Genomic DNA, 19568 nt, shown 5'->3' on the forward strand with positions numbered 1-19568 from the left:
CCGGACATGGATCAGGCCGCGTCCACGATGGCGGAGCGGTCTTCACCGCCCAGAGCGTCCAGCAGTCCTGGCAGTAGCCGGGACAGTTCCAGTGTCATCAGCGTGAAGGCGGCGTCAAAGCGAGCGGCGGCATCATCCGCATCCACGTCGTCCAGCTTTTCCTGTAGCGTCTCGCCAAACTTCAGACGGCGAATGCCCAGTTCTTCATCCAGCACGAACGACAGGGTATCTTCCCAGGTCAGCGACAGGCGGGTGGCCTGCATGCCGGCCTCCAGATGATTGCGGATTTCGTCCCCCTGCAGGTCCAGCCCCTTGCATCGAACCACGCCGCCATCCTCCGACGGATCTTTGAGTTCGCATTCGGTGCCCAGGGTCAGGGTTGCGGGCAACTCGACCGTTTCATTGAGCCAGCCGGTGAGGGTGAAGGTGGGGGCCTGTTCAACCGCTGGCGGGCGAACCGGCAGCGAACCCAGGCTCTTGCGCAGGGTGGAGGCGAGTTCTTCGGCCTGTTTGGCGGAGCCGGCATCGACGATCAGAAAGCCGTCCTTGGGGGCCAGGTAGGCGTAGCAGCGCCGATTCTTGGAAAAGGCCTTGGGCAGCATCTCCAGCATCACCTGTTCTTTGAGTTCGTCCTTTTCCTTGCGGCGAACTTTGCGGTGCTGCTCGGCCTCGATCGCTTCCACTTTCTCTTCCACCAGCTCCTTGACCACCGGTCCGGGCAGCAGCTTTTCCTCCTTGCGCAAGGTAATCAGGTGGTAGCCTCCGGCACTGTGGACCAGCTGCTCGCCGTGCTTGCCCAGTGGCGGAACCCAGCCCTGACGGGAGGTTTCCTGGGGGCCGCAGGGCTTGAAGGTGTCTTCCAGCAGCTTCTCTTCGAGCGCTTCGGCGGTGATGTCGAAAGGCTTGGTGAATCGGAATACACGGGCGTTACGAAACCACATGGTAATTGGTCCTTGTCAGGGGGTGATCGGGAAACATGGGCATAGAGGTCAGAGGGTGTACGGCCAAGCCGTGGCGGCCGTCGAGCCATCAGATCTGAAGAATTTCGACCAAGACGGTCTTGATGATAAAGCCGACAACGCCGGCGCCGAGCACGGTGAACAGGGCAATGGTGCCGTACCGGCCAGCCTGGGATTTCTTGGCGAGATCCCAGACGATAAAACCCATCCAGCCGATCAGCGCGGTCAGCAGGACCGCCATGGCAATCTGGGAAAAGACAGCTTCGTTCATGTCTTGCTCCTGACAGTTAAGATTCTTTACGCAGGAAAACCCAGTTGTCCCGATCCGACTGCTCGTCACTGAACTGGTAACCTTCCAGATCGAAGCCTTTGAGATCGTCCGCCTGGGTAATGCGATTCTGGATGGCGTACCGGCACATCAGGCCACGGGCTTTTTTGGCGTAGAAACTGATCATCTTGTACTGGCCGTTTTTCCAGTCCTTGAACTGGGGGGTGACCAAGCGGGCGCAGAGTTCCTTCTTGCGCACGCTCTTGAAATACTCGTTGGACGCCAGGTTCACCAGCACGCCGTCGTCATCGGCCAGCAGCTGATTCAACGCCTCGGTAATGCGGCTCCCCCAGAAGGCGTACAGATCCTTGCCGCGGGTATTTTCGAATTTGGTGCCCATCTCCAGGCGGTAGGGTTGCATCAGATCCAGCGGCTTGAGCAGGCCATACAGTCCAGACAGCATCCGCAGGTGGCGCTGGGCGAACTCGAAATCCGCGTCGCTGAAGCTCTCGGCGGCCAGCCCGGTATAAACGTCGCCCTTGAATGCCAGTAGGGCCTGGCGGGCATTGTCCGGGGTGAATGGCAGCTGCCATTGCTGATAGCGCTCGGCATTGAGCTGGCCCAGCTTGTCGCTGATGTGCATCAGCTGGCTGATCTGGTCCGGTGCCAACGTCTTGAGCTGGTCCACCAGTTCACAGGCGTCGTCCAGAAAATCCGGCTGGGTATGGGTGTCGGTCGCCAGCGGGCTTTCATAGTCCAGGGTCTTGGCCGGTGAAATCACCATCAGCATGAAGAGATCCTCTATGGGGGGCGGTTACGTGAATCTGGGGGCTTGAAACGGGCGTCGCATCAGGGCCGCAGGAAGTCCAGCAGCTGGTCCCGGTCAAAGGGCCAATCCAACTCTGCGCCGGTGTCGTTGCGACGAAGCACCGGAATCCGTGTGCCGTAGGTCGTCACCAGCGCTTGGGACTGGGCGATGTCCACCGCTTCCACCGGGATAGGGGCGGGCATCGGGGTATTGATCAGCAGCGCCTCAGCCAGTTCGCACAGATGACACTGGGCCGTGGTGTAGAAAATCAGTTCCATACGGCAGTGTTTCCGGTTACTTGGGTTGGGCATCCAGCTGCTGACCGTTGACCCCATCGCTATCAGGCCCCATCAGGTACAGGTAAATGGGCATGATGTCTTCGGGGGCCGGGTTTTGCCCGGGATTTTCCGCCGGATAGGCGCGGGCCCGCATATTGGTGCGGGTGGCTCCGGGGTTGAGGCTGTTGATCCGGACATTGTGGCGGTCATCGTCCAGTTCCTCGGACAGCAACTGGCTCAGGCCTTCAATCGCAAACTTGGACACCGCGTAGGCGCCCCAGTAGGCTTTGGCCCGACGGCCGACACCGGAGGAGGTGAAGATGACCGAGGCACTGTCGGATTTGCGCAACAACGGAATCACTGCCCGGGTCAGCAGGAACGGAGCGGTGGCATTCACCTGCATGACCTTGTTCCAGGTTTCCGGATCGTACAGTTCCACCGGACTGCGGGCCCCGAGAATGGCAGCGTTGTGCAGCACGCCATCGAGCCGGCCAAAGGTTTCTTCGATGGTCATGGCGACCTCTTCGTATTCCTTGACGGCGGCTCCCTCCAAGTTCAGGGGCACGATGGCCGGCTGCGGGTGGCCGGCGGCTTCGATCTCGTCGTAGACCTCCTCCAGCTTGGAGGTGGTACGGCCCAGCAAAATCACGGTTGCACCATGGGCTGCGTAGGCCTTGGCGGCCGCGCGACCGATGCCGCTACCGGCGCCAGTGACCAGGATGATGCGGTCCTTCAGCAAATCGGCCGGTGCTTGGTAATCCTGCATAGTGGCTCTCCGATAGGGAAATCAGGTTTGGCTATAACAGCTGGGCGATAAAACTAGCGGTATTGTATCAGCTTTGTCAGCTCGTTGACCGTGTCTGCGATCAGGTCGGCATGCCATCGATCAATCTCTTCGGGGTGCTCGATATAGCCATACCGCACCGCAATGGTGGTCATTCCGGCCTTTCGACCGGCTTCGATATCGCGGTGGTGATCGCCTACGTAGATACCGTGAGCCGGCTCGACACCGATCTGCTTGCACGCCAGCATCAGCGATTCCGGGTGGGGCTTGCGCTGTTCAACATGGTCGGGACAGATCACCGCGGCGCAGCGGGTGTCCAGGCCCAGGGCGTGGAGCAGCGGGGTGGTGAAGCGCTCGGGCTTGTTGGTGACGATGCCCCAGGGAATCGTCGCCTGCTCCAGCCAGTTCAGCAATTCTTCCATGCCCGGAAACAGTCGGGTTTCCTCCGCTACACCGGCCTCGTACAGGTCGAGAAAGGCGGTGTGATGCTCCAGGTAGTCGGGGTCTTCCGGCACCAGGCCAAAGCCGACCTCAATCATCGCCCGCGCGCCGTTGGACACCGAGCGGCGGATCTGCTCGGCGGGCAGGGCGGCGAGACCTCGCTGTACCCGCAATTCGTTCAGGCAGCGAATGAAATCTGGGGCGGTATCGACCAGGGTGCCATCCAGATCGAACAGCACGGTGGCGGGCGGGTTAGTCACGATGCGCTCTCAGGATCACGGCCGTCGACCGCGTGCATGAGGTAGTTGACGTCCACGTCCCGGCCCAGTCGGTAAACCTTGGTCAGGGGGTTGTAGGTCATGCCGGTTAGCTCGCGAATCTCAAGCTTGGCCTGACGCAGGTAATTGGACATTTCCGAGGGGCGGATGAACTTGCGCCACTCGTGGGTTCCCTTGGGTAGCATCCCGAGCACGTACTCGGCGCCCACAATGGCAAACAGGAACGACTTCGGGTTGCGATTGATGGTGGAGACAAACAGGTGGCCGCCGGGCTTCAGCAGCCGGGCGCAGGCGCTGATCACCGAAGCCGGATCGGGCACGTGCTCCAGCATTTCCAGGCAGGTGACGACGTCGTATTGTCCGGCATGCTCGGGGTCCGCCGCCAATTGCTCGACCGTTGTCTGCCGGTAATCCACCTTGATGCCGCTTTCCAGTCCATGCAGCTTGGCCACTGACAGCGGAGCCTCACCCATGTCGATGCCGGTGACGTGGGCGCCGCGCTGGGCCATGCCCTCGGATACCAGGCCGCCGCCGCAGCCAACGTCCAGCGCCTTCTTGCCAGCGAGCGAGGCGCGCTCGTCGATGTAGTTCAGGCGCAGTGGGTTGATTTCGTGCAACGGCCGGAACTCACTGGTGGGGTCCCACCAGCGGCTGGCCAGGGCTTCAAACTTGGCCACTTCGTTTCGGTCTACGTTTTGGTTACTCATGATCGATTCCAGTTTGACGTCAAATAGGGTCTGGCTGAAGGGTGCCCTGGGCACGGCTAGCCGTGGTTCTTGTCGCGGATCCGCTCGGCCCAGGCTTGCACCCGTAGCATCAGGTCCGGCACGTCGATGCGGGTCAGCCGGCCGTCCTGAACCTGCGGCACGCCGTTAATCCAGCTGTGGCTCACCTGGCGGCTATGGCTACTGTATACGAGGTGGGACGCTGGATCATAGACCGGCTGCAGGAACGGATCGCTCAGGTCGACCGCAATGAGGTCGGCCAGCTTGCCGGCTTCCAGGGTGCCCAGCTCATCGGCTCGACCCAGTGCCCGGGCGCCACTGATGGTCGCCATGGCGAGGGCCTCGTGTGCCGACAGGGCCGCCGCGTCACCAGCCACTACCTTGGCAAGCAGCGCGGCCGACTTGACTTCGCCGAACAGGTCCAGGTCATTGTTGCTGGCGGCGCCATCGGTGCCAATGGCCACGTTGACTCCCGCCCGCTGCAGTTGATCCACCGGGCATTGGCCGCTGGCCAGCTTGAGGTTGGATTCTGGGCAGTGCACCACGTGGGCTCCGGACGCTTGCAGCAGCCGGATATCGCTGTCGTCGATTTGGGTCATGTGAACACACTGAGTGGTCGGCGTCAGCAGGCCCAGGTCCGCCAGCCGCTGCGTGGGACGATGGCCGCTCTTTTCCAAGGCTTCGCTCACCTCGAAGGCGGTCTCGTGCAGGTGGATCTGGATCGGCACCTGCTTGTCCACGGCCAGCGCCAGGGTCTCACGCAGGGGGCCGTCGGACACCGTGTAGGGCGCGTGGGGGCCGATGCCGGGCATGATATAGCCATCGCCCTGCCAGCGTTCGATCAGTGCCGCGCCTTTGCGCAGGTATTCCTCGGGGCCGGACGCCCACATGGTCGGGAAATCCAGCAGCGGAAAGCAGATCTGCGCGCGGATGCCCGTATCGTGGGCCACTTCCGCCGCTACTTCCGGATAGAAATACATATCAGAGAAGGTGGTTGTGCCGGTGCGCAGCATTTCCGCAATCGCCAGGCGGGTGCCATCGCGAATGAACGCCTCATCGACATAGCGGCCTTCCGCCGGCCAGATATGGTCGTTCAGCCAGGTCATCAGTGGCAGGTCATCGGCCATGCCTCGAAACAGCGACATGGCGGCGTGGCCGTGCATGTTGATCAGACCCGGGAGTACCACATGCCGATTCAGGTCGAGGGTTTCCTTGGCGCGGAACTGCCGGTCGGCCTGCTGCTGGTCCACCACGGCGGCGATACGGTCGCCCTGAATCAGCACCGCCTGGTGCTCTAGCACAACGCCAGCCGGCTCAATGGGGATCACCCAGCGTGCGTTGATGCGGATGTCCGCTGCCACGATCGTGTCTGCCATCATTCTGCTGCCTTATCTTGCTGTTCCCCGAAGCTCCATCCATGGTGGGAAAGGACGCGGGGTGTCGATGGTTGAGGAGCCTTAAGTCAGGGCAGAAAGTATAACCACGGTGTCGGGGCGTCACCAGCCCAGCCTTGCTACCCTCGCTAATTCCCCAGGCGGCACTTTCTGAGAAAACGGATATACTGGCGCCATTTTCAATCAACAACGGAGCACTACGATGTCGGAAACCTCCCAAACTACCGACCAGACCAAGCCTGAGCGTCCCCTGGGGACAGTGGCGATCCGTTGGCGGGGGGATCGTCTGGAGCTGCTGGACCAGCGCCTGTTGCCCGGGGAGGAGCGCTGGCTGGCGCTGGATACCGCGACGGGCGTGGCCGACAGCATTCGCGACATGGTGGTACGGGGGGCGCCCGCTATCGGTATCAGCGCCGCCTACGGGGTGGTGTTGGCTGCGCTCAAGGCCTCCGAGGTGAGCTGGCGGGAAGACCTTGACGGTGCGATAGCCGAATTGGCCGATTCCCGTCCCACCGCGGTCAACCTGTTCTGGGCGCTAAACCGAATGCAGCAGGTGCTGGGTGAATGTGGCAGCCTTGAGCAGGCCCGGCAGCAACTGGCCGCAGCGGCGGAGCAGATCCACGCCGAGGACCTGGCGGCGAACCTGGCGATGGCCGATCACGCCATGTCGGTGATGGATGAGGACCAGCCCTTCTCGGTGCTGACTCACTGTAACACCGGCGCCTTGGCCACCGGAGGGTATGGCACGGCGCTGGGAGTGATCCGTCGATTGCATGAAACCGGGCGCCTGCAGCGGGTGTACGCCGATGAAACCCGTCCCTGGTTGCAGGGTAGCCGTCTGACGGCCTGGGAGCTGGAACGGGATAACATACCGGTGACCCTCAATGCCGATGGCGCGGCGGCCTGGATTATGGCCGGTGGCGATGTGAAATGGGTCATCGTTGGCGCCGATCGCATCACCGCCAATGGCGACGTCGCCAATAAGATCGGCACTTACAGCCTGGCTGTCCTGGCCCGGCACCACGGTGTTCGATTCATGGTGGTGGCGCCTTCCAGCACGGTGGATATGGCGCTGGCCTCGGGCGAGGCCATTCCCATCGAGGAGCGCGAGGGTACGGAAGTGCGGCAGGTGCGCAGCGAAGTCCTGGCACCGGAGAAGGTGGCGGTCTTTAATCCGGTGTTCGACGTGACCCCGGCATCGCTGATTGATGTCATTGTCACGGAGCGCGGCGCGATTGCGCAGCCGGACCCGGCCGCCATGTTGCGGATGTTTGGTTAGCGGCGGTCAGGAATCTTGCTTGGACCCGCCGTTTGCCTTGCGGGTCTTGGGGCCGGCCTGGCTGGCGGGGCCGAACTCGGCTTCCAGTTGCGCCTTCAGCGCCGCGGCCTGCTGTTCCTGCTCTTCAACGAAGTGAAGGGACATCTCAAAACTGCGGCGGGTGAATTCCAGTACCTTCTTGAATCCCTCATCGGACAGGTGCCGGGCGTCGTCATGGCGGCGGAAGATGTTGATGAACTGGCGTTCGCGCTCAAATTGCAACGGCAGCCGGCCCACGCCCCAGTCGTCAAGGATTTGCCACACCTCTGGATTGTAGGTGCGAGCGGTACGCAGTATGAAGGGGATCGGATCGTTTCGGGCCACCAGCGCCGCCAGTCGCAGGATCAGTTCAAACGACAGGGTGGCGGTACCGTTCTCGATGGCCTCCAGTATGGATTTGTCCTTGAGGTTCAGCGCTTCGCTCATCTCGCTCATGGTCAGGCCAAGCACCTGGCGTATGTCACTCAGGGACTGGCCCGCGGCCAGCATCATGCGTAACTGATCCTGGGACTTCATCAAGGCCCGGCCGACCTTGAGCGAGGTGTCGGTGGAGCGGGAGGCAAAGCGCAATGCGGAGCCGGTGATGCCGGCCAGCCGATCAATCAGGGAATCGTCTTCCCGACCGGAGGATTTCGGCGCCGGTGTTTCCCGCCGTTTACGGCCGAATCCCCTGTTGTTCTCGTCGGAGACGTCGCTGAGGTGTTCCACTTGTTCCATGGACGCCATGGCGTGCATGGCGTCCATCAGAAGCCCTTCCAGGACTCGAGCTCGCTGTTTGTCGTCGTCTTTAGACATGCACCTGTCTACAAGTTGGGTTGCTAGATTCGACGCCAGGCCATCAATTGGCTTTGGCGGCAATGGTGTTCCGCGACTCCAGGGAGGCTAAGCGTCGGTCCAGTTCGAGCATGTCCGCCATGATGTGGCCACCTTCCCGTACGATAAAGTCGAGTTCTTCATCCTGGCGGTCCGGATCGGCTGCCTGTTGATCTTGCCAGTCTTCCAGATCCTCCAGCGTCGCAAAGGCCGTTTCACCACGGATCTGGCGACGTGCATTGGCAATGGTCAGACGGGTTTCCTCTATTTCGTGTTGCTGCACGGCCCGGAGTTCGGCGTTCAGACTCACCGACTGCAGGGCACGCTGTTCCTCCAGGAAATCAATTTCCTGTTGCAGCAACTGGAACTCAGGGTTGCCCTCGAATCGCCGAGCGTGGTTGCTGCGCAGCTGATCGATGATGCCACTGAAATCAAAGTAGCGGGCGTGGGGCACCGCTTCGATCTGATCCCAGGGCAGGGCGTGCTCCAGCGCGTCTTCACCGATCCGGCTGGTATCGACTCGCGACGGAATGGCGATATCGGGCATGACGCCTTTATGTTGGGTGGAGCCGCCGGACACCCGGTAGAACTTGGACTGGGTGATCTTGAGCTGGCCATGGTTGAGCGGACGTACCGCCTGCACCGTGCCCTTACCGAACGTCTGGGAGCCCACGACCAGACCGCGGCCATAGTCCTGAACGGCGCCAGCGAAGATCTCGGAGGCGGAAGCGCTCATGCGATTGACCATCACCACCAGCGGTCCATCGTAGGCAACCGAGGGGTCCTGATCGGTCAGAACCTGAACGTCGTTGTTGGCGTTACGAATCTGCACGGTGGGGCCTTCGTCGATGAACAGACCGACCAGATCGTTGGCTTCGTGCAGGGCACCGCCGCCATTGTTACGCAGATCAATGACCAGGCCGTCGATGCCTTGCTCTTTCAGCGAATCGATCAGCGCCCGGACATCGCGGGTAGTGCTTTTGTAATTCGGATCGCCCTGTTGCATCGCGCGGAAATCGGCGTAGAAGGTCGGGATGGTAATGACGCCAACGCGATAGGCCGCGGAGTCGCGCTCCAGCTCGATGATCTCGCTGCTGGCGCTCTGTTCCTCCAGCTTCACCTTGTCCCGCTTGATGGAAATCGAGCGAGTCATGGTCTCGTCGGAGGCGTTGGCGGGAATCACCTCCAGGGTGACCGTCGATTCCCGGGGGCCCCGGATCAGGTCAACCACTTCATCCAGGCGCCAGCCAATCACGTTGACCGGGGTGTCTTCATCGTCCTGAGTCACCGAGACGATGCGATCAGCGGGTTGCAGCTGTCCTTGCTGGGAGGCCGGGCCACCGGGCACCAGCCGAACCACTTTGGTGTATTCGTTGTCGGATTGCAGCACCGCCCCGATGCCTTCGAGCGACAGGCTCATGTTGATATTGAAGTTCTCAGACGTGCGTGGCGAGAAATAGGACGTGTGAGGGTCCCACAGGCCGGTGAACGCATTCATGTAAGCCTGGAAGGCGTCCTCGCTGCGGACCTGGGTGGTTCGTGTCAGCTGGCTGTCATAGCGGCGATGCAGGGCTTGTGTAATCTGCTGGTCATCTTTGCCGCTCAGTCTCTGGGCGAGAATCGAATTTTTGATGCGCTTGGTCCAGAGCTGGTCGAGCTCGGTACGGTTGGCCACCCACTGCGATTCGGACCGGTCCAGCAGCAGGGTCTCGTCGCTGTCGAAGCTGAGCTTGTCGATGCCGGCATCCACCACTGACAGGGCGTACTCAAGCCGTTCGATGATGCGTTGTTGAACCAGATTGTAAATATCAAAGCCGGGCTGTAGTTGGCCGGTTTTCAGTGCGGCGCCCAACCGGTAACGCAAGGGTTCGAAAAACTTAAGGTCTTCCTGAGTAAGGTAGATACGCTGGCCATCGAGATACTCCAGGTAAGCATCAAATACCTCGCTGGAGAGCATGTCGTCGATGGACTGATCGCGGAAATGGGTGAACTGCAGCTGGCGAGCAATCAGGATATTCGCCCTGGCCTGGTCTACGGTTGGGCTCACTGGCTCGTAGGCTGCGCCGCGATCCAGGCTGGCCACCCCGGACACCGGCGTTAGCAGTAAGGCGACCGTCAGCGCGCGCCCGATCTGGCCAAGACGTCCCCGGCCGGATGGGCCCCCACGGAGTTTGAAGCATTCCGCAATCATCATCATGTTTGGTACCTGATTCTTCGTTTCGTTTCCGGTAGGCCTGTTGGCGGGTCTGTACGGTCCGGAAATCCTGTCAGATTCTTGGGCTGTTCTGCAAAACCGGAACACGACTGTTAGCCTGTGTGGAGATGTGTCAGGGCCAGCTCAGAAACTGCCTATTTGATTCATTGTAGGCAAGCGCTTGACCGGTTGCCATAGGTGTCCAGTATCGCTATGTGACAATATGTCCATCCTGTTGGGCGGTTGCAACCGTGGCCTCACGGTTTCACCACCTTAATTGGGTGAACACAAATAATGGGGATGAACACGGACGTTCACAAGCCGAGGGTGGTGGCTTGCAGGTGCTCGCTGGCGGTGACAGCGAGGGCGGCGGGGGAATGTGGGCGTAGCACGCCCACACTCGTTGCCGGAGGGTTAGGCGAAGGTGCTGCCCGATTCCGCCTTCTCCAGAAGCAATGCCGGGGGCGCAAAGCGGTCGCCGTACTGCTGGGCGAGCTCCTCGGCCCGTTGGGCAAACTCCCGTACGCCATATTGATTGATGAACTGGATGGCGCCACCGGTCCAGGGCGCATAGCCAATGCCGAAAATGCTGCCGATGTTGGCATCTTCGATGGAGCGCAGCACGCCTTCTTCCAGGCAACGCACCGTTTCGAGGGCCTGGATGAACAGTATCCGGTCCTTCAGATCCTGCAGTTGCACGCCACGGGCTTTGGCCTGGTCGACAAACAGCGCTTCCAGTTGCGGCCACAGATGCTTCTTGCCTTTGTTCGGGTACTCATAAAAGCCGGCGCCGGACGCTTTGCCCTTACGTCCCTGCTCATTGACCATTTGGTCGATGATGGCTTCCGCGGGGTGGGGAGCCCAGGTGCCGCCCGCGGCCTCAGTATCCTTTTTGCTCTGGGCGCGGATGTGCTGCATCAGCGTCAGGCTGACCTCGTCCGAGATGGCCAGCGGGCCAACCGGCATGCCGGCCATCATCCCGGCGTTCTCGATGCTGGCCGGATGGATGCCCTCAGCCAGCATGGCGATGCCTTCGTTGACGAAGGTGCCGAACACCCGGGAGGTGAAGAAGCCGCGGCTGTCATTGACCACAATGGGGATCTTGCCGATCTGGAGGACATAGTCGAAGGCGCGGGCGAGGGTTTCGTCCGACGTCTTGGCGCCCACGATGATTTCCACCAACTGCATCTTGTCCACCGGCGAGAAGAAGTGCAGGCCAATGAAGTTCTCCGGCTTGCTGGAGGCTTCCGCCAGCTGAGAGATGGGGATGGTGGAGGTGTTGGAGGCGAAGATGCCGTTGTCCACCAGCCTGGGCTCCGCTTCCTGGGTCACCTTGGCTTTCAGGCCACTGTCTTCGAACACCGCTTCGATCACCAAGTCGCAGCCTTCCAGGTCGGCGGTGGAGTCGGTGGCCTTGATGCGGTTGAGCACCTGGGCTTTCTGTTCCTCGGTCATGCGCTTGCGGCTGACTTTCTTGGCCAGCAGGGCCTCGGAGTAGTGCTTGCCTTTCTCCGCGTTGTCGACGGATACGTCCTTGAGCACCACCTCGATACCTCGGCTGGCGGTGGCGTAGGCGATGCCAGCGCCCATCATGCCAGCGCCGAGCACCGCGACTTTCTTGAAGGTCTCCCGTTCAACGCCGTCCGGGCGGCTACCGCCGGCCTTGATCGCATTCAGCTGGAACCAGAAGGTGCCGGTCATGTTCTTGGCAACCTGGCCCACGACCAGCTCGGTGAAGTAGCGGGTTTCGATCAGACTGCCGTTGTCGAAGTCGACCTGGCAACCTTCCACCGCCGCCGACAGGATGCGTTCCGGGGCCGGGTAGCAGCCTTTGGTTTTCTGTTTCAGCATGGCCGGTGCGATGGCGAGTTTCTGTGCCATGGCAGGGTGATGTGGCGCACCACCGGGGAGTTTGAAGCCCTTCTTGTCCCAGGGCTGCTGACTGGCCGGATTGGCGACGATGAAGGCTTTGGCCTTCTCGATCAGTTCCTCCACCGAGCCGGCCAGCTCATCCACGATGCCAGCTTTGAGGGCTGCCTTTGGATTCACCTTCTTGCCTTCCATCAGGTAAGAGAAGGCCGCTTCCAGGCCGATCATCCGGGGTAGACGCTGGGTGCCGCCACCGCCGGGCAGCAGGCCAAGGGTGACTTCCGGCAGACCCAGCTGGACCTTGTCATCGTCCAGCGCAATCCGGTGGTGACAGGCCAGGGCGATTTCCAGGCCGCCTCCGAGCGCGCTGCCGTTGATGGCCGCCACCACCGGCTTACCGCAGGTTTCGAGCGCCCGCATACTGGCTTTCAGACCGTTGACCATCGCTTCGAATTGCTCTGAATGGTCGCGGGTCACTTTGTGGAGCTCGTTGAGATCGCCGCCGGCAAAGAAGGTCTTCTTGGCGGAGGTGATGACGATGCCGCTGAGGTTGCCAAGGTCGGCTTTAACCTTGTCGACCGTATCGGTCAGCGCATCCCGGAACGCCGCATTCATGGTGTTCGCGGATTGTCCTGGCATGTCGATGGTGAGGGTGAGGATCTGATCGGCACCCAGTTCGTAACGAATAGCACTCATGTTCGGTTCTCCTTTCAGGGTCGGGTGTCGGCTCAGCAACGTTCGATGATGGTGGCAATGCCCATGCCGCCGCCTACGCAAAGGGTCGCGAGGCCGTAACGTTGTTCGCGTCGCTCCAGTTCGTCGAGCAGAGTGCCCAGGATGATGGCCCCGGTTGCCCCCAACGGATGGCCCATGGCGATGGAGCCGCCGTTGACGTTCACCTTCTCATCCGGAATCGAGAGCTCCCGCTGAAATCGCATCACTACGGAAGCGAAGGCTTCGTTGACTTCGAACAGGTCGATTTGGTCCACGGTCATGCCGGCCTTCTCAAGTGCTTTGCGGGCGGCCGGTGCCGGTCCGGTGAGCATGATGGTGGGGTCGGTACTGGTGACGGCGGTGGCCACAATGCGAGCCCGCGGGGTTAGCCCCAAGGCTTTGCCTTTGGCTTCGCTGCCAATCAGCATGGCGGTGGCGCCATCGACTATGCCTGACGAATTACCGGCGTGGTGGACGTGATTGATTTTCTCGACGTAGTGGTACTTCTCGCGGGCGACACCGTCGAAGCCCATTTCTCCCATCATCTGGAAGGAGGGTTTAAGTTGGCCCAGGGATTCCAGGGTGGTGTTGCCCCGCACATGCTGGTCCCGGTCAAGAATGGTGACGCCATTCTGGTCGGTGACCGGAATGATTGAGCGCGAAAAGTAGCCTTTCTCCCAGGCGTTGGCGGCTTTTTGCTGGGAGCGTACGGCAAAGTTGTCGACATCTTTCCGGCTGAACCCTTCCAGGGTGGCGATCAGGTCAGCGCCGATGCCCTGGGGCATGAAGCCGGTGTGCAGATTGGTCGCCGGGTCCATGGCCCAGGCGCCACCGTCGGAGCCCATGGGCACCCGGGACATGGCTTCAACGCCACCGGCCACCACCAGGTCTTCCCAGCCCGAGCGAATCTTCATCGCGGCCAGGTTGACCGCTTCCAGGCCGGAGGCACAGAACCGGTTGAGGGTCACGCCAGCAACGACCTCGTCCCAGTCGGCGGCCAGAGCCGCGGTTTTGGCAATGTCTGCGCCCTGATCACCGACGGCAGTGACACAGCCCATGACAATGTCGTCAACCTGGGCGGTATCGAGTTGGTTTCTTTCCTGCAATGCCTTGAGGACGGTGGTCATCAGGGTGACCGGTTTGACGCTGTGCAGGGCGCCGTCTTTCTTGCCACGACCTCGCGGGGTACGCACTGCATCGAAGATGTAGGCCTCGGTGCTCATGTTGTTTCCTCTGCTGGAGTTGTTGTAATCGGCCGACCGCCATAATGGCGGGCGGTCGTAACCGAAATCCTTCGACAGCTAACGATAGCCCTTCGTTCCGGTGGCGTGTAATGACGGGCACTGCCATTTCAATTGGCAAAAGTGCTCAAGACGGCCTGTGTGAGGACCGTTTCGATCAGGATAAGTTCGGTGATGACAATTTACGGTGATGACAACTAAGGTTAGGGAAAGCCAGAAACGGCTAAGGGGGGGAAGATGTCGTTACTGGACGCAATCGATAATTTCTATGAACGACTGGTGGCGGAGGCCATTGATGAGGCCCGGCAGCCAGAGGATACAGAGGATTTTCTGGCAGACGTGATCTGTGTGGCGTTGAATCGCCTGCCGCCTCGCTACTACCGGCATGCCATCGATATGCGATTCTATCTGCCCGACCAGGAGCTGGATGAGATGAAGCAGAAGGTGCGAGTGGAAGTCGCCCAGGCCCGAGATTACGTTCTGCGGCGACAGCGGGGTGACGAGTGCTGAGTGACCCGGCAGCGCCGGGCCGTTCAGGTTTTCACGGGGGTGTCCCTCTCTGGTCGCAGGTGTCCTCAGCGCTCGGTGCTGGCCAACGCGTCCAGCAACCTTTGGGTGAGTTTTTCATTGCGGTCGGCTGCCGGTACCGCCAGGCACCAGTGGGCCACCAGTGATTCCAGCAGATCCTCGGCCTGGGGTTCAGCAGCAGTGCCGTTGAGTCCGTTTGACAGACGCTTGACCTGAATCTCCATCCGCAGGGCCTGGTCGGCTTCCGGCGAGGGCCGGGCTGTCAGAATTTCGGCTCGAATCACCAGCTCCCGCGCCGACAGCTCTTGCAGCGGCCGGGCAAGATCGTGCCAGCCGGTGGGCGGTTCAGCCAGTTCGTGATGGCCTTGGCAGGCTTCAATTTGCGCACGCCATTGCGCAGTACGCGCCGTCATGGCCAGCGTGCTCTGGAGCGCGTGCAGCCGGTTCCGTTCCTCGCTCAGCCGTCCCTGCACGGCGCGGGATACGGCGGCCTGGTTTAACGACGCGAGGCTGTCCAGAGCCTGGCGGACGGCCTCCCTGGTGCCGGTTTCCGGGGTGATCGACGAGGTTTGCGTCAGCTCCGCCAGGGCCTGTTGGTCGGCGGCGCGAACTTGCTGTTCCCGCTCCGAGCGCTGGGCATCGCGACGGGCGAAGATGGTGTCACAGGCCTGCCGGAATGCGCGCCAAAGCTTCCGGTCTTCCCGATGCCGGGTAATGCCGATGCTGCGCCACTGGTTTTGCAGGGCCTTGGCTCGTTCCATGGCATCGGCGAGTGGTTCGTGTTTGATCAGCTGTACCGCTTCATCCACAATGGCCTGTTTGCGTTGTTCGTTTCGTTGCCGCTCTTCGTTCAGCGGTTTCTCGATCTGTTTGAGGATATCGTCGAACTGTTTTTGCACCGACCGGTTGTCCCGGAAGTCCACCGGCCAAGCGGCTTTCCATTCATCCCGCGCGGTGCGATGGATCTGCTCGATGGCTTTCCAGTCCACATCGTTCCAGTCAGTTTGCTCGATAAATTGCTGGAGTTGCTCGCAGATCGCCCGACGCTTGTTGAGGTGCCCCTGCTTGAGATCGGACTTCACCGAGAAATAGGCTTGGCAAGGTTCGTAAGCCCGGTCGGAGGCCTGTTTGAAGCGGGTCCATAAGGTTCGATCCGAGGAGCCACCGAGCTTGCGCCAGTCGTTTTGCAGTTCCTTGATGCGTTCGGCCTTGGCCTCAGGCTCCATGGGCTGGTCGGCCAGATACTCCATCTGCTCACACAGGGCGATCTGTTTGGGGTGGGTGGCGAAGCCCTGCCAGTCGTTGAGGTCCCGAAGCTGGCCGCCAAGCAGTTGGAGTCTTGCGCTCAGGGGACGAAGCTGGCGTTGATCGAGCGATTTGGCCAGGTGTTGGGCTTTCTTGAAATGCTGGCGGGACTCCTTGAGCTGGCGGGCCTCCAAGGTCGCCTCCAGGGCATCCAGCGCGCACTTCAAGGCCTCGCTCTGGGCCTTCTGGTCTTCGCTGTCGTTGGAGGCCGCCGGTTCTTCAGGTCGGGCCCGGCTGATGATTCGCAGCTGTTGGAGTTCTGAGGGCAGCGGCATTCCCTTTGGCCAATCAATCGCTTCCAGCAGGCTGCTGGCGCGGGAATGCAGGTCACCCTGGTTTGACGCCTGATCGGCGATCAGCTGCTCGATGGCCTCCCGCTGCTGGCCTGCACGGCGCAAGCCGGCAATGCAGCTTTTTATCGCCTGCATCAGGACTTCGTATTCTTTTTGCTCCGCTTTCTCGACGGCGGTGTCGCGGGTCGCCTCCAGCCACCGGATTTCCTGGGTTTTCTGCAGCGCATCCAGTGCCGATACCGATGGGAAAGTGTCGGTGGTCCGGCCCTTGAGTTCGTTCAGGGTCGAACCCAGCAAGGTGAGGGTGCTTGTCCTTTGCTCTGCCTGGTCCTGGTGGCGCTGGCGTTCGGCCGCTTCGTTGGCCAGGGCTGCCTGACGCGATCTGCAAAGACTAACCGCGTTCAGAAATGCGGTAACCTGCTCGGGCGAGGCCTGGGGCTCGACCTCCTTCCACTGATTCTGCAGGGCCTCCAGGCGCGCCTGGTATAGCTTGGTGTCTTCGCTTCGGGCCTGCTCATCCGCTTGCTTGATCAGCGCCTGGATCTGGTCTGTAACTCGCCGTTGCCGCTCTTCCTCATCGCGGATGCCCTGCAGCGTTTGTCGCACTACCTGATAGACGCTTTTGTCCTTGCCTTTGCTGGCTTTTAGGAGGCGTTGCAGGGCGGCCCGATCATCGATGGCGGCTGCGGCGCGACGGCGCAGGTCGGCGGTCAGTCCGGTCAGGGCCAGTTCTTCCAGTTGCTGTTGGCTGGGGGCACCTTCCAGGAGTCGGCTTTGATGTTCCCGCAATTCCGCCTGCTGATCCTGTTTTTGGGGTGCGGCTGTTTCCGGTTCTGGAGGCGGAGACGGCTTGCGGTTTTTAAACAGCTTCTGGATAAATGCGGCCATGACGGTATCCTTCAGAATTGAAACCAGGTCCAAGTGCTCGGCAAAACGGGAGCGACACCCACTATCGGCGCAGCCGGTCGAGCCGGCTGGCGGGTACATTCGGCAATAGTCGCGGGCTAGTCTATCGCTTTGGTTACGGTGGCGGAAAGAGTCAATTGACAAAAGCAATGAATCCGGAAGACCTTGAACAGCAGATTCGCGTCGTCGCGCTTCGGTTACTGGCGCGCCGGGAGCACAGCCGGCTTGAGCTGTCGACAAAACTGCGTCAACGGCGGCTGCCAAGCGATCTGATTGAGACCGTGCTTGATGAGTTCGAAACCGAGGGCTGGTTAAGCGACGACCGCTTTGCGGAGGTTTTTGTCCGTCAGCGAATGGATTCCGGCTACGGCCCGATTCGTATCCGCGGCGAGCTGCAACAGAAGGGGGTTGATGGCGTCCCTGTATGTTTAGCGGAAATCGGTCAGGATGACTGGAGTGACAGGGCGATCAGGGTGCGGGAGCGGCGTTTTGGCTTGCGGGACATTCAGGAAGATTGGCCGGAAAAGGGGCGTCAGGCTCGATTCCTGACGCAACGCGGGTTCTCCGCCAGCCAGATCGAGCGGGCACTGGCGGCGACTGAGCCGCACGAGGAGTGATGGAGTCTCACTGTGTGGCCTAAAGCGTCGGGGGGGTGACGCCTAACGCCTTGGGTAGCGTGGCGCGGTCCTGCCCGCTGGAGCCGGTCTCGGTCCTGACTTCGCCGCTTAAATCGAACACCTCCTGGGTGGCGACTTGCTCGGTGGCCTGCGACGGGTCCCGCATCCAGGCTAGCACGTCGTAGTAGCGGCGAATGTTCTGAACATAGATCACCGGCTCGTGGCCTCGGGCATAGCCAAATCGGGTCTTGGTGTACCACTCCTTCTGTGCCAGCAGCGGCAGGAACTCTTTGACATCCATCCAGCGATCGGGGTTTTTGCCGCCGGCCTCGGTCAGTCGCCGGGCGTCCTCAAGGTGACCAAAGCCAACGTTGTAGGAGGCCAGCGCGAACCAGGTCCGGTCCGGTTCCGGAATGCGCTCTGGGATGCGGTCATGGACCATGGTGAAGTAACGGGCGCCGCCCTCGATGCTTTGTTTCGGGTCCAGGCGGTTGCTGATGCCGACGTAGCTGGCGGTGTTCCGGGTCAGCATCATTAGCCCCTTGACGCCGGTGGGAGAAACCGCATTGGGCCGCCAGTGCGACTCCTGATAGCCTATGGCTGCCAGCAGGCGCCAATCCAGCCCGTGCTTGGAGCCAAAATCACGGAACAGGTTTTCGTAGCGGGGCAGACGATTGCGGACATGATGCACAAAAGTGCGCGCACCCACGTAATTGAGTCGGTCCAGGTGGCCATAGTAGCGCTCGGTGAGCTGGGCCAGCGTGCCCTCAGCGTCTAACTGTGCCAGGAAATCCTTCGCAGCGTTGACCAGTGAGGGGTCCTGCTCAATCGGCAGCAGCCAGGCCAGATTTTCCGGCTCGCTCAGGCTGAACGCTTCTTTGACCCCCGGGAAGAAGACGTGGTTGATGGCGAGTTCGTTGGAGGCGATGACCGCGACGGGCAATTCGCCGCTCTCGACCCGCTTGAGCAGGCCGGCCGCGTCCAATTCGCTGTGCTGTTGCCACTCCAGCGCAGGATGCTCGGACTGTAGTGCCTGCAAGTGGCGAACATGATAGCTGTCGGCGATGATGTGCACCGGTGTGTCGGCGATGTCGGCAACGCTTTGCGGGCGGTTTATTTCCCGGTTGTAGATGACCACGGATTGCGCCTGCATGCCGATGGGCACGGTATGAAAACGCTCGGCGAACTCCGGTCCTTCGGCCAGGCCGGCAAGGCCAATGTGGGCGTAGTTACGGTCCAGTACCGACAGGATTTCAGTATTGTCCTCGGCGACTCGGACTCTCAGCGCAACACCCAGGTGATCGGCGAAGCGCTGGGCCAATTCGTATTCAAAACCGGCAGGGCCGTGCTGATCTTCGTAGTAGATGGACGGGGCGTTTCTGGTGATGACGTGCAGTACACCCTCGGAACGGATCTCTTCCAGAGTGCTGGGGCGGGAGCAGCCGGTTGCTAGCAGGACATATCCGGCGATTGCCAGCCAGTAGGCGCCAATACGGATGTCTCTATACGTCGTGGTAAGCGTAAGTCGTGCCAAATCCATAGTCTCCCGTACATCGGTGTCGAGGGTGTACGTCACTCAGGCCAGTAGCAAAACTGCTTGCTCAACAGGGTCTTGGCTAGTTGAGAGGCCCCAGACAGAAAGCGGGTCAGGCATTCCATGCCTCAATGAAATCATGGCCCACACCTGTGCAGTTGGTCAATCTGACGGGTCGCGATCTGTGCAAAACGTTGTAAATTGTATGTTGTTTGATCAGTGCCAACACTGGCCAGCCTGACTTGGAATGACTGTCTGTGACGCCGTACCGTTCTCGTCGGAGCCCATTTTGGCGATTTGT

At 61.0% G+C, this 19568-nt stretch carries 17 protein-coding genes; 3 read left to right on the top strand and 14 right to left on the bottom strand.

All coding sequences use genetic code 11. The annotated features are described in order from the left end of the window. Positions 1-11: 11 nt before the first annotated feature. The 8 genes from rdgC to N6L25_RS16955 all read right to left on the bottom strand — a co-directional run bounded on the left by rdgC (position 12) and on the right by N6L25_RS16955 (position 5920). Positions 12-941: a recombination-associated protein RdgC gene (gene rdgC / locus N6L25_RS16920; RefSeq protein ID WP_271982763.1), complete on the bottom strand. Its 930-nt coding sequence runs from the start codon at positions 939-941 to the stop codon at positions 12-14. A gap of 88 nt (positions 942-1029) precedes the next feature. Then, positions 1030-1230 carry a DUF2788 domain-containing protein gene (locus N6L25_RS16925; RefSeq protein ID WP_271982765.1) on the bottom strand — a complete coding sequence of 67 codons (201 nt, stop codon included), beginning with the start codon at positions 1228-1230 and terminating at the stop codon, positions 1030-1032. Positions 1231-1246: 16 nt separating this feature from the next. After that, on the bottom strand, positions 1247-2017 hold the full coding sequence (yaaA, locus tag N6L25_RS16930) for a peroxide stress protein YaaA (protein ID WP_271982768.1): 771 nt from the start codon (positions 2015-2017) through the stop codon (positions 1247-1249). Between the two features lie 59 nt (positions 2018-2076). Beyond that, the gene (locus N6L25_RS16935) at positions 2077-2313 is read right to left on the bottom strand and encodes a glutaredoxin family protein (protein WP_271982771.1); all 237 of its coding nucleotides are present in this window, start codon (positions 2311-2313) and stop codon (positions 2077-2079) included. Between the two features lie 16 nt (positions 2314-2329). Then, the gene (locus N6L25_RS16940; protein ID WP_271982774.1) at positions 2330-3079 is read right to left on the bottom strand and encodes a YciK family oxidoreductase; all 750 of its coding nucleotides are present in this window, start codon (positions 3077-3079) and stop codon (positions 2330-2332) included. A gap of 53 nt (positions 3080-3132) precedes the next feature. Then, complete coding sequence (gene gph / locus N6L25_RS16945; protein WP_271982777.1) at positions 3133-3798, bottom strand: phosphoglycolate phosphatase; 666 nt, start codon at positions 3796-3798, stop codon at positions 3133-3135. Next, positions 3795-4523, bottom strand: a complete 729-nt coding sequence (gene ubiG / locus N6L25_RS16950; protein WP_271982780.1) for a bifunctional 2-polyprenyl-6-hydroxyphenol methylase/3-demethylubiquinol 3-O-methyltransferase UbiG — start codon at positions 4521-4523, stop codon at positions 3795-3797. Before ubiG ends, gph begins: the two co-directional genes overlap by 4 nt. Positions 4524-4579: 56 nt before the next feature. Then, positions 4580-5920: a TRZ/ATZ family hydrolase gene (locus N6L25_RS16955; RefSeq protein WP_271982783.1), complete on the bottom strand. Its 1341-nt coding sequence runs from the start codon at positions 5918-5920 to the stop codon at positions 4580-4582. A gap of 217 nt (positions 5921-6137) precedes the next feature. On the opposite strand from N6L25_RS16955, the gene mtnA reads away from it, so the two are divergent. Next, positions 6138-7214, top strand: a complete 1077-nt coding sequence (mtnA, locus tag N6L25_RS16960) for an S-methyl-5-thioribose-1-phosphate isomerase (RefSeq protein ID WP_271982786.1) — start codon at positions 6138-6140, stop codon at positions 7212-7214. Between the two features lie 6 nt (positions 7215-7220). Here mtnA and N6L25_RS16965 read toward each other — a convergent pair whose 3' ends face one another. The 4 genes from N6L25_RS16965 to N6L25_RS16980 form a co-directional block, all read right to left on the bottom strand. Beyond that, a complete protein-coding gene (locus N6L25_RS16965) occupies positions 7221-8048 on the bottom strand; it encodes a helix-turn-helix domain-containing protein (protein WP_271982789.1) in 828 nt (275 codons plus the stop codon). 43 nt (positions 8049-8091) lie between these two features. Beyond that, positions 8092-10260, bottom strand: a complete 2169-nt coding sequence (locus N6L25_RS16970; RefSeq protein ID WP_271982828.1) for a carboxy terminal-processing peptidase — start codon at positions 10258-10260, stop codon at positions 8092-8094. 414 nt (positions 10261-10674) lie between these two features. Further along, a complete protein-coding gene (locus tag N6L25_RS16975; RefSeq protein WP_271982791.1) occupies positions 10675-12825 on the bottom strand; it encodes a 3-hydroxyacyl-CoA dehydrogenase NAD-binding domain-containing protein in 2151 nt (716 codons plus the stop codon). A 32-nt stretch (positions 12826-12857) separates the two neighbouring features. Continuing rightward, complete coding sequence (locus tag N6L25_RS16980) at positions 12858-14066, bottom strand: acetyl-CoA C-acetyltransferase (RefSeq protein WP_271982793.1); 1209 nt, start codon at positions 14064-14066, stop codon at positions 12858-12860. A 255-nt stretch (positions 14067-14321) separates the two neighbouring features. On the opposite strand from N6L25_RS16980, the gene N6L25_RS16985 reads away from it, so the two are divergent. Then, on the top strand, positions 14322-14594 hold the full coding sequence (locus N6L25_RS16985; RefSeq protein ID WP_271982796.1) for a late competence development ComFB family protein: 273 nt from the start codon (positions 14322-14324) through the stop codon (positions 14592-14594). Positions 14595-14659: 65 nt separating this feature from the next. Here N6L25_RS16985 and N6L25_RS16990 read toward each other — a convergent pair whose 3' ends face one another. After that, positions 14660-17098, bottom strand: coding sequence for a DUF349 domain-containing protein (locus N6L25_RS16990; protein WP_271982799.1), 2439 nt, complete (start codon positions 17096-17098; stop codon positions 14660-14662). Between the two features lie 155 nt (positions 17099-17253). Between N6L25_RS16990 and N6L25_RS16995 the strand changes: the two genes are divergently transcribed. Next, on the top strand, positions 17254-17733 hold the full coding sequence (locus tag N6L25_RS16995) for a regulatory protein RecX (protein WP_271982802.1): 480 nt from the start codon (positions 17254-17256) through the stop codon (positions 17731-17733). Positions 17734-17752: 19 nt separating this feature from the next. Here the strand turns inward: N6L25_RS16995 and mltF are convergent, their stop codons facing one another. Next, on the bottom strand, positions 17753-19273 hold the full coding sequence (gene mltF / locus N6L25_RS17000; protein WP_271982805.1) for a membrane-bound lytic murein transglycosylase MltF: 1521 nt from the start codon (positions 19271-19273) through the stop codon (positions 17753-17755). Between the last annotated feature and the right edge of the window lie 295 nt (positions 19274-19568).

It is taken from the genome of Marinobacter sp. SS21 (assembly GCF_028369065.1).
Classification (GTDB): Bacteria; Pseudomonadota; Gammaproteobacteria; order Pseudomonadales; family Oleiphilaceae; genus Marinobacter.

Excerpts from the sequence above, each read along its gene's own strand:
- mtnA (WP_271982786.1), top strand. The coding sequence starts at position 6,138 with ATGTCGGAAACCTCCCAAACTACCGACCAGACCAAGCCTGAGCGTCCC.
- N6L25_RS16980 (WP_271982793.1), bottom strand. The coding sequence starts at position 14,066 with ATGAGCACCGAGGCCTACATCTTCGATGCAGTGCGTACCCCGCGAGGT.
- N6L25_RS16935 (WP_271982771.1), bottom strand. The coding sequence starts at position 2,313 with ATGGAACTGATTTTCTACACCACGGCCCAGTGTCATCTGTGCGAACTG.
- N6L25_RS16925 (WP_271982765.1), bottom strand. The coding sequence starts at position 1,230 with ATGAACGAAGCTGTCTTTTCCCAGATTGCCATGGCGGTCCTGCTGACC.
- N6L25_RS16970 (WP_271982828.1), bottom strand. The coding sequence starts at position 10,260 with ATGATGATTGCGGAATGCTTCAAACTCCGTGGGGGCCCATCCGGCCGG.
- mltF (WP_271982805.1), bottom strand. The coding sequence starts at position 19,273 with ATGGATTTGGCACGACTTACGCTTACCACGACGTATAGAGACATCCGT.
- ubiG (WP_271982780.1), bottom strand. The coding sequence starts at position 4,523 with ATGAGTAACCAAAACGTAGACCGAAACGAAGTGGCCAAGTTTGAAGCC.
- N6L25_RS16990 (WP_271982799.1), bottom strand. The coding sequence starts at position 17,098 with ATGGCCGCATTTATCCAGAAGCTGTTTAAAAACCGCAAGCCGTCTCCG.
- yaaA (WP_271982768.1), bottom strand. The coding sequence starts at position 2,017 with ATGCTGATGGTGATTTCACCGGCCAAGACCCTGGACTATGAAAGCCCG.
- N6L25_RS16965 (WP_271982789.1), bottom strand. The coding sequence starts at position 8,048 with ATGTCTAAAGACGACGACAAACAGCGAGCTCGAGTCCTGGAAGGGCTT.
- N6L25_RS16975 (WP_271982791.1), bottom strand. The coding sequence starts at position 12,825 with ATGAGTGCTATTCGTTACGAACTGGGTGCCGATCAGATCCTCACCCTC.
- rdgC (WP_271982763.1), bottom strand. The coding sequence starts at position 941 with ATGTGGTTTCGTAACGCCCGTGTATTCCGATTCACCAAGCCTTTCGAC.
- N6L25_RS16940 (WP_271982774.1), bottom strand. The coding sequence starts at position 3,079 with ATGCAGGATTACCAAGCACCGGCCGATTTGCTGAAGGACCGCATCATC.
- N6L25_RS16955 (WP_271982783.1), bottom strand. The coding sequence starts at position 5,920 with ATGATGGCAGACACGATCGTGGCAGCGGACATCCGCATCAACGCACGC.
- N6L25_RS16985 (WP_271982796.1), top strand. The coding sequence starts at position 14,322 with ATGTCGTTACTGGACGCAATCGATAATTTCTATGAACGACTGGTGGCG.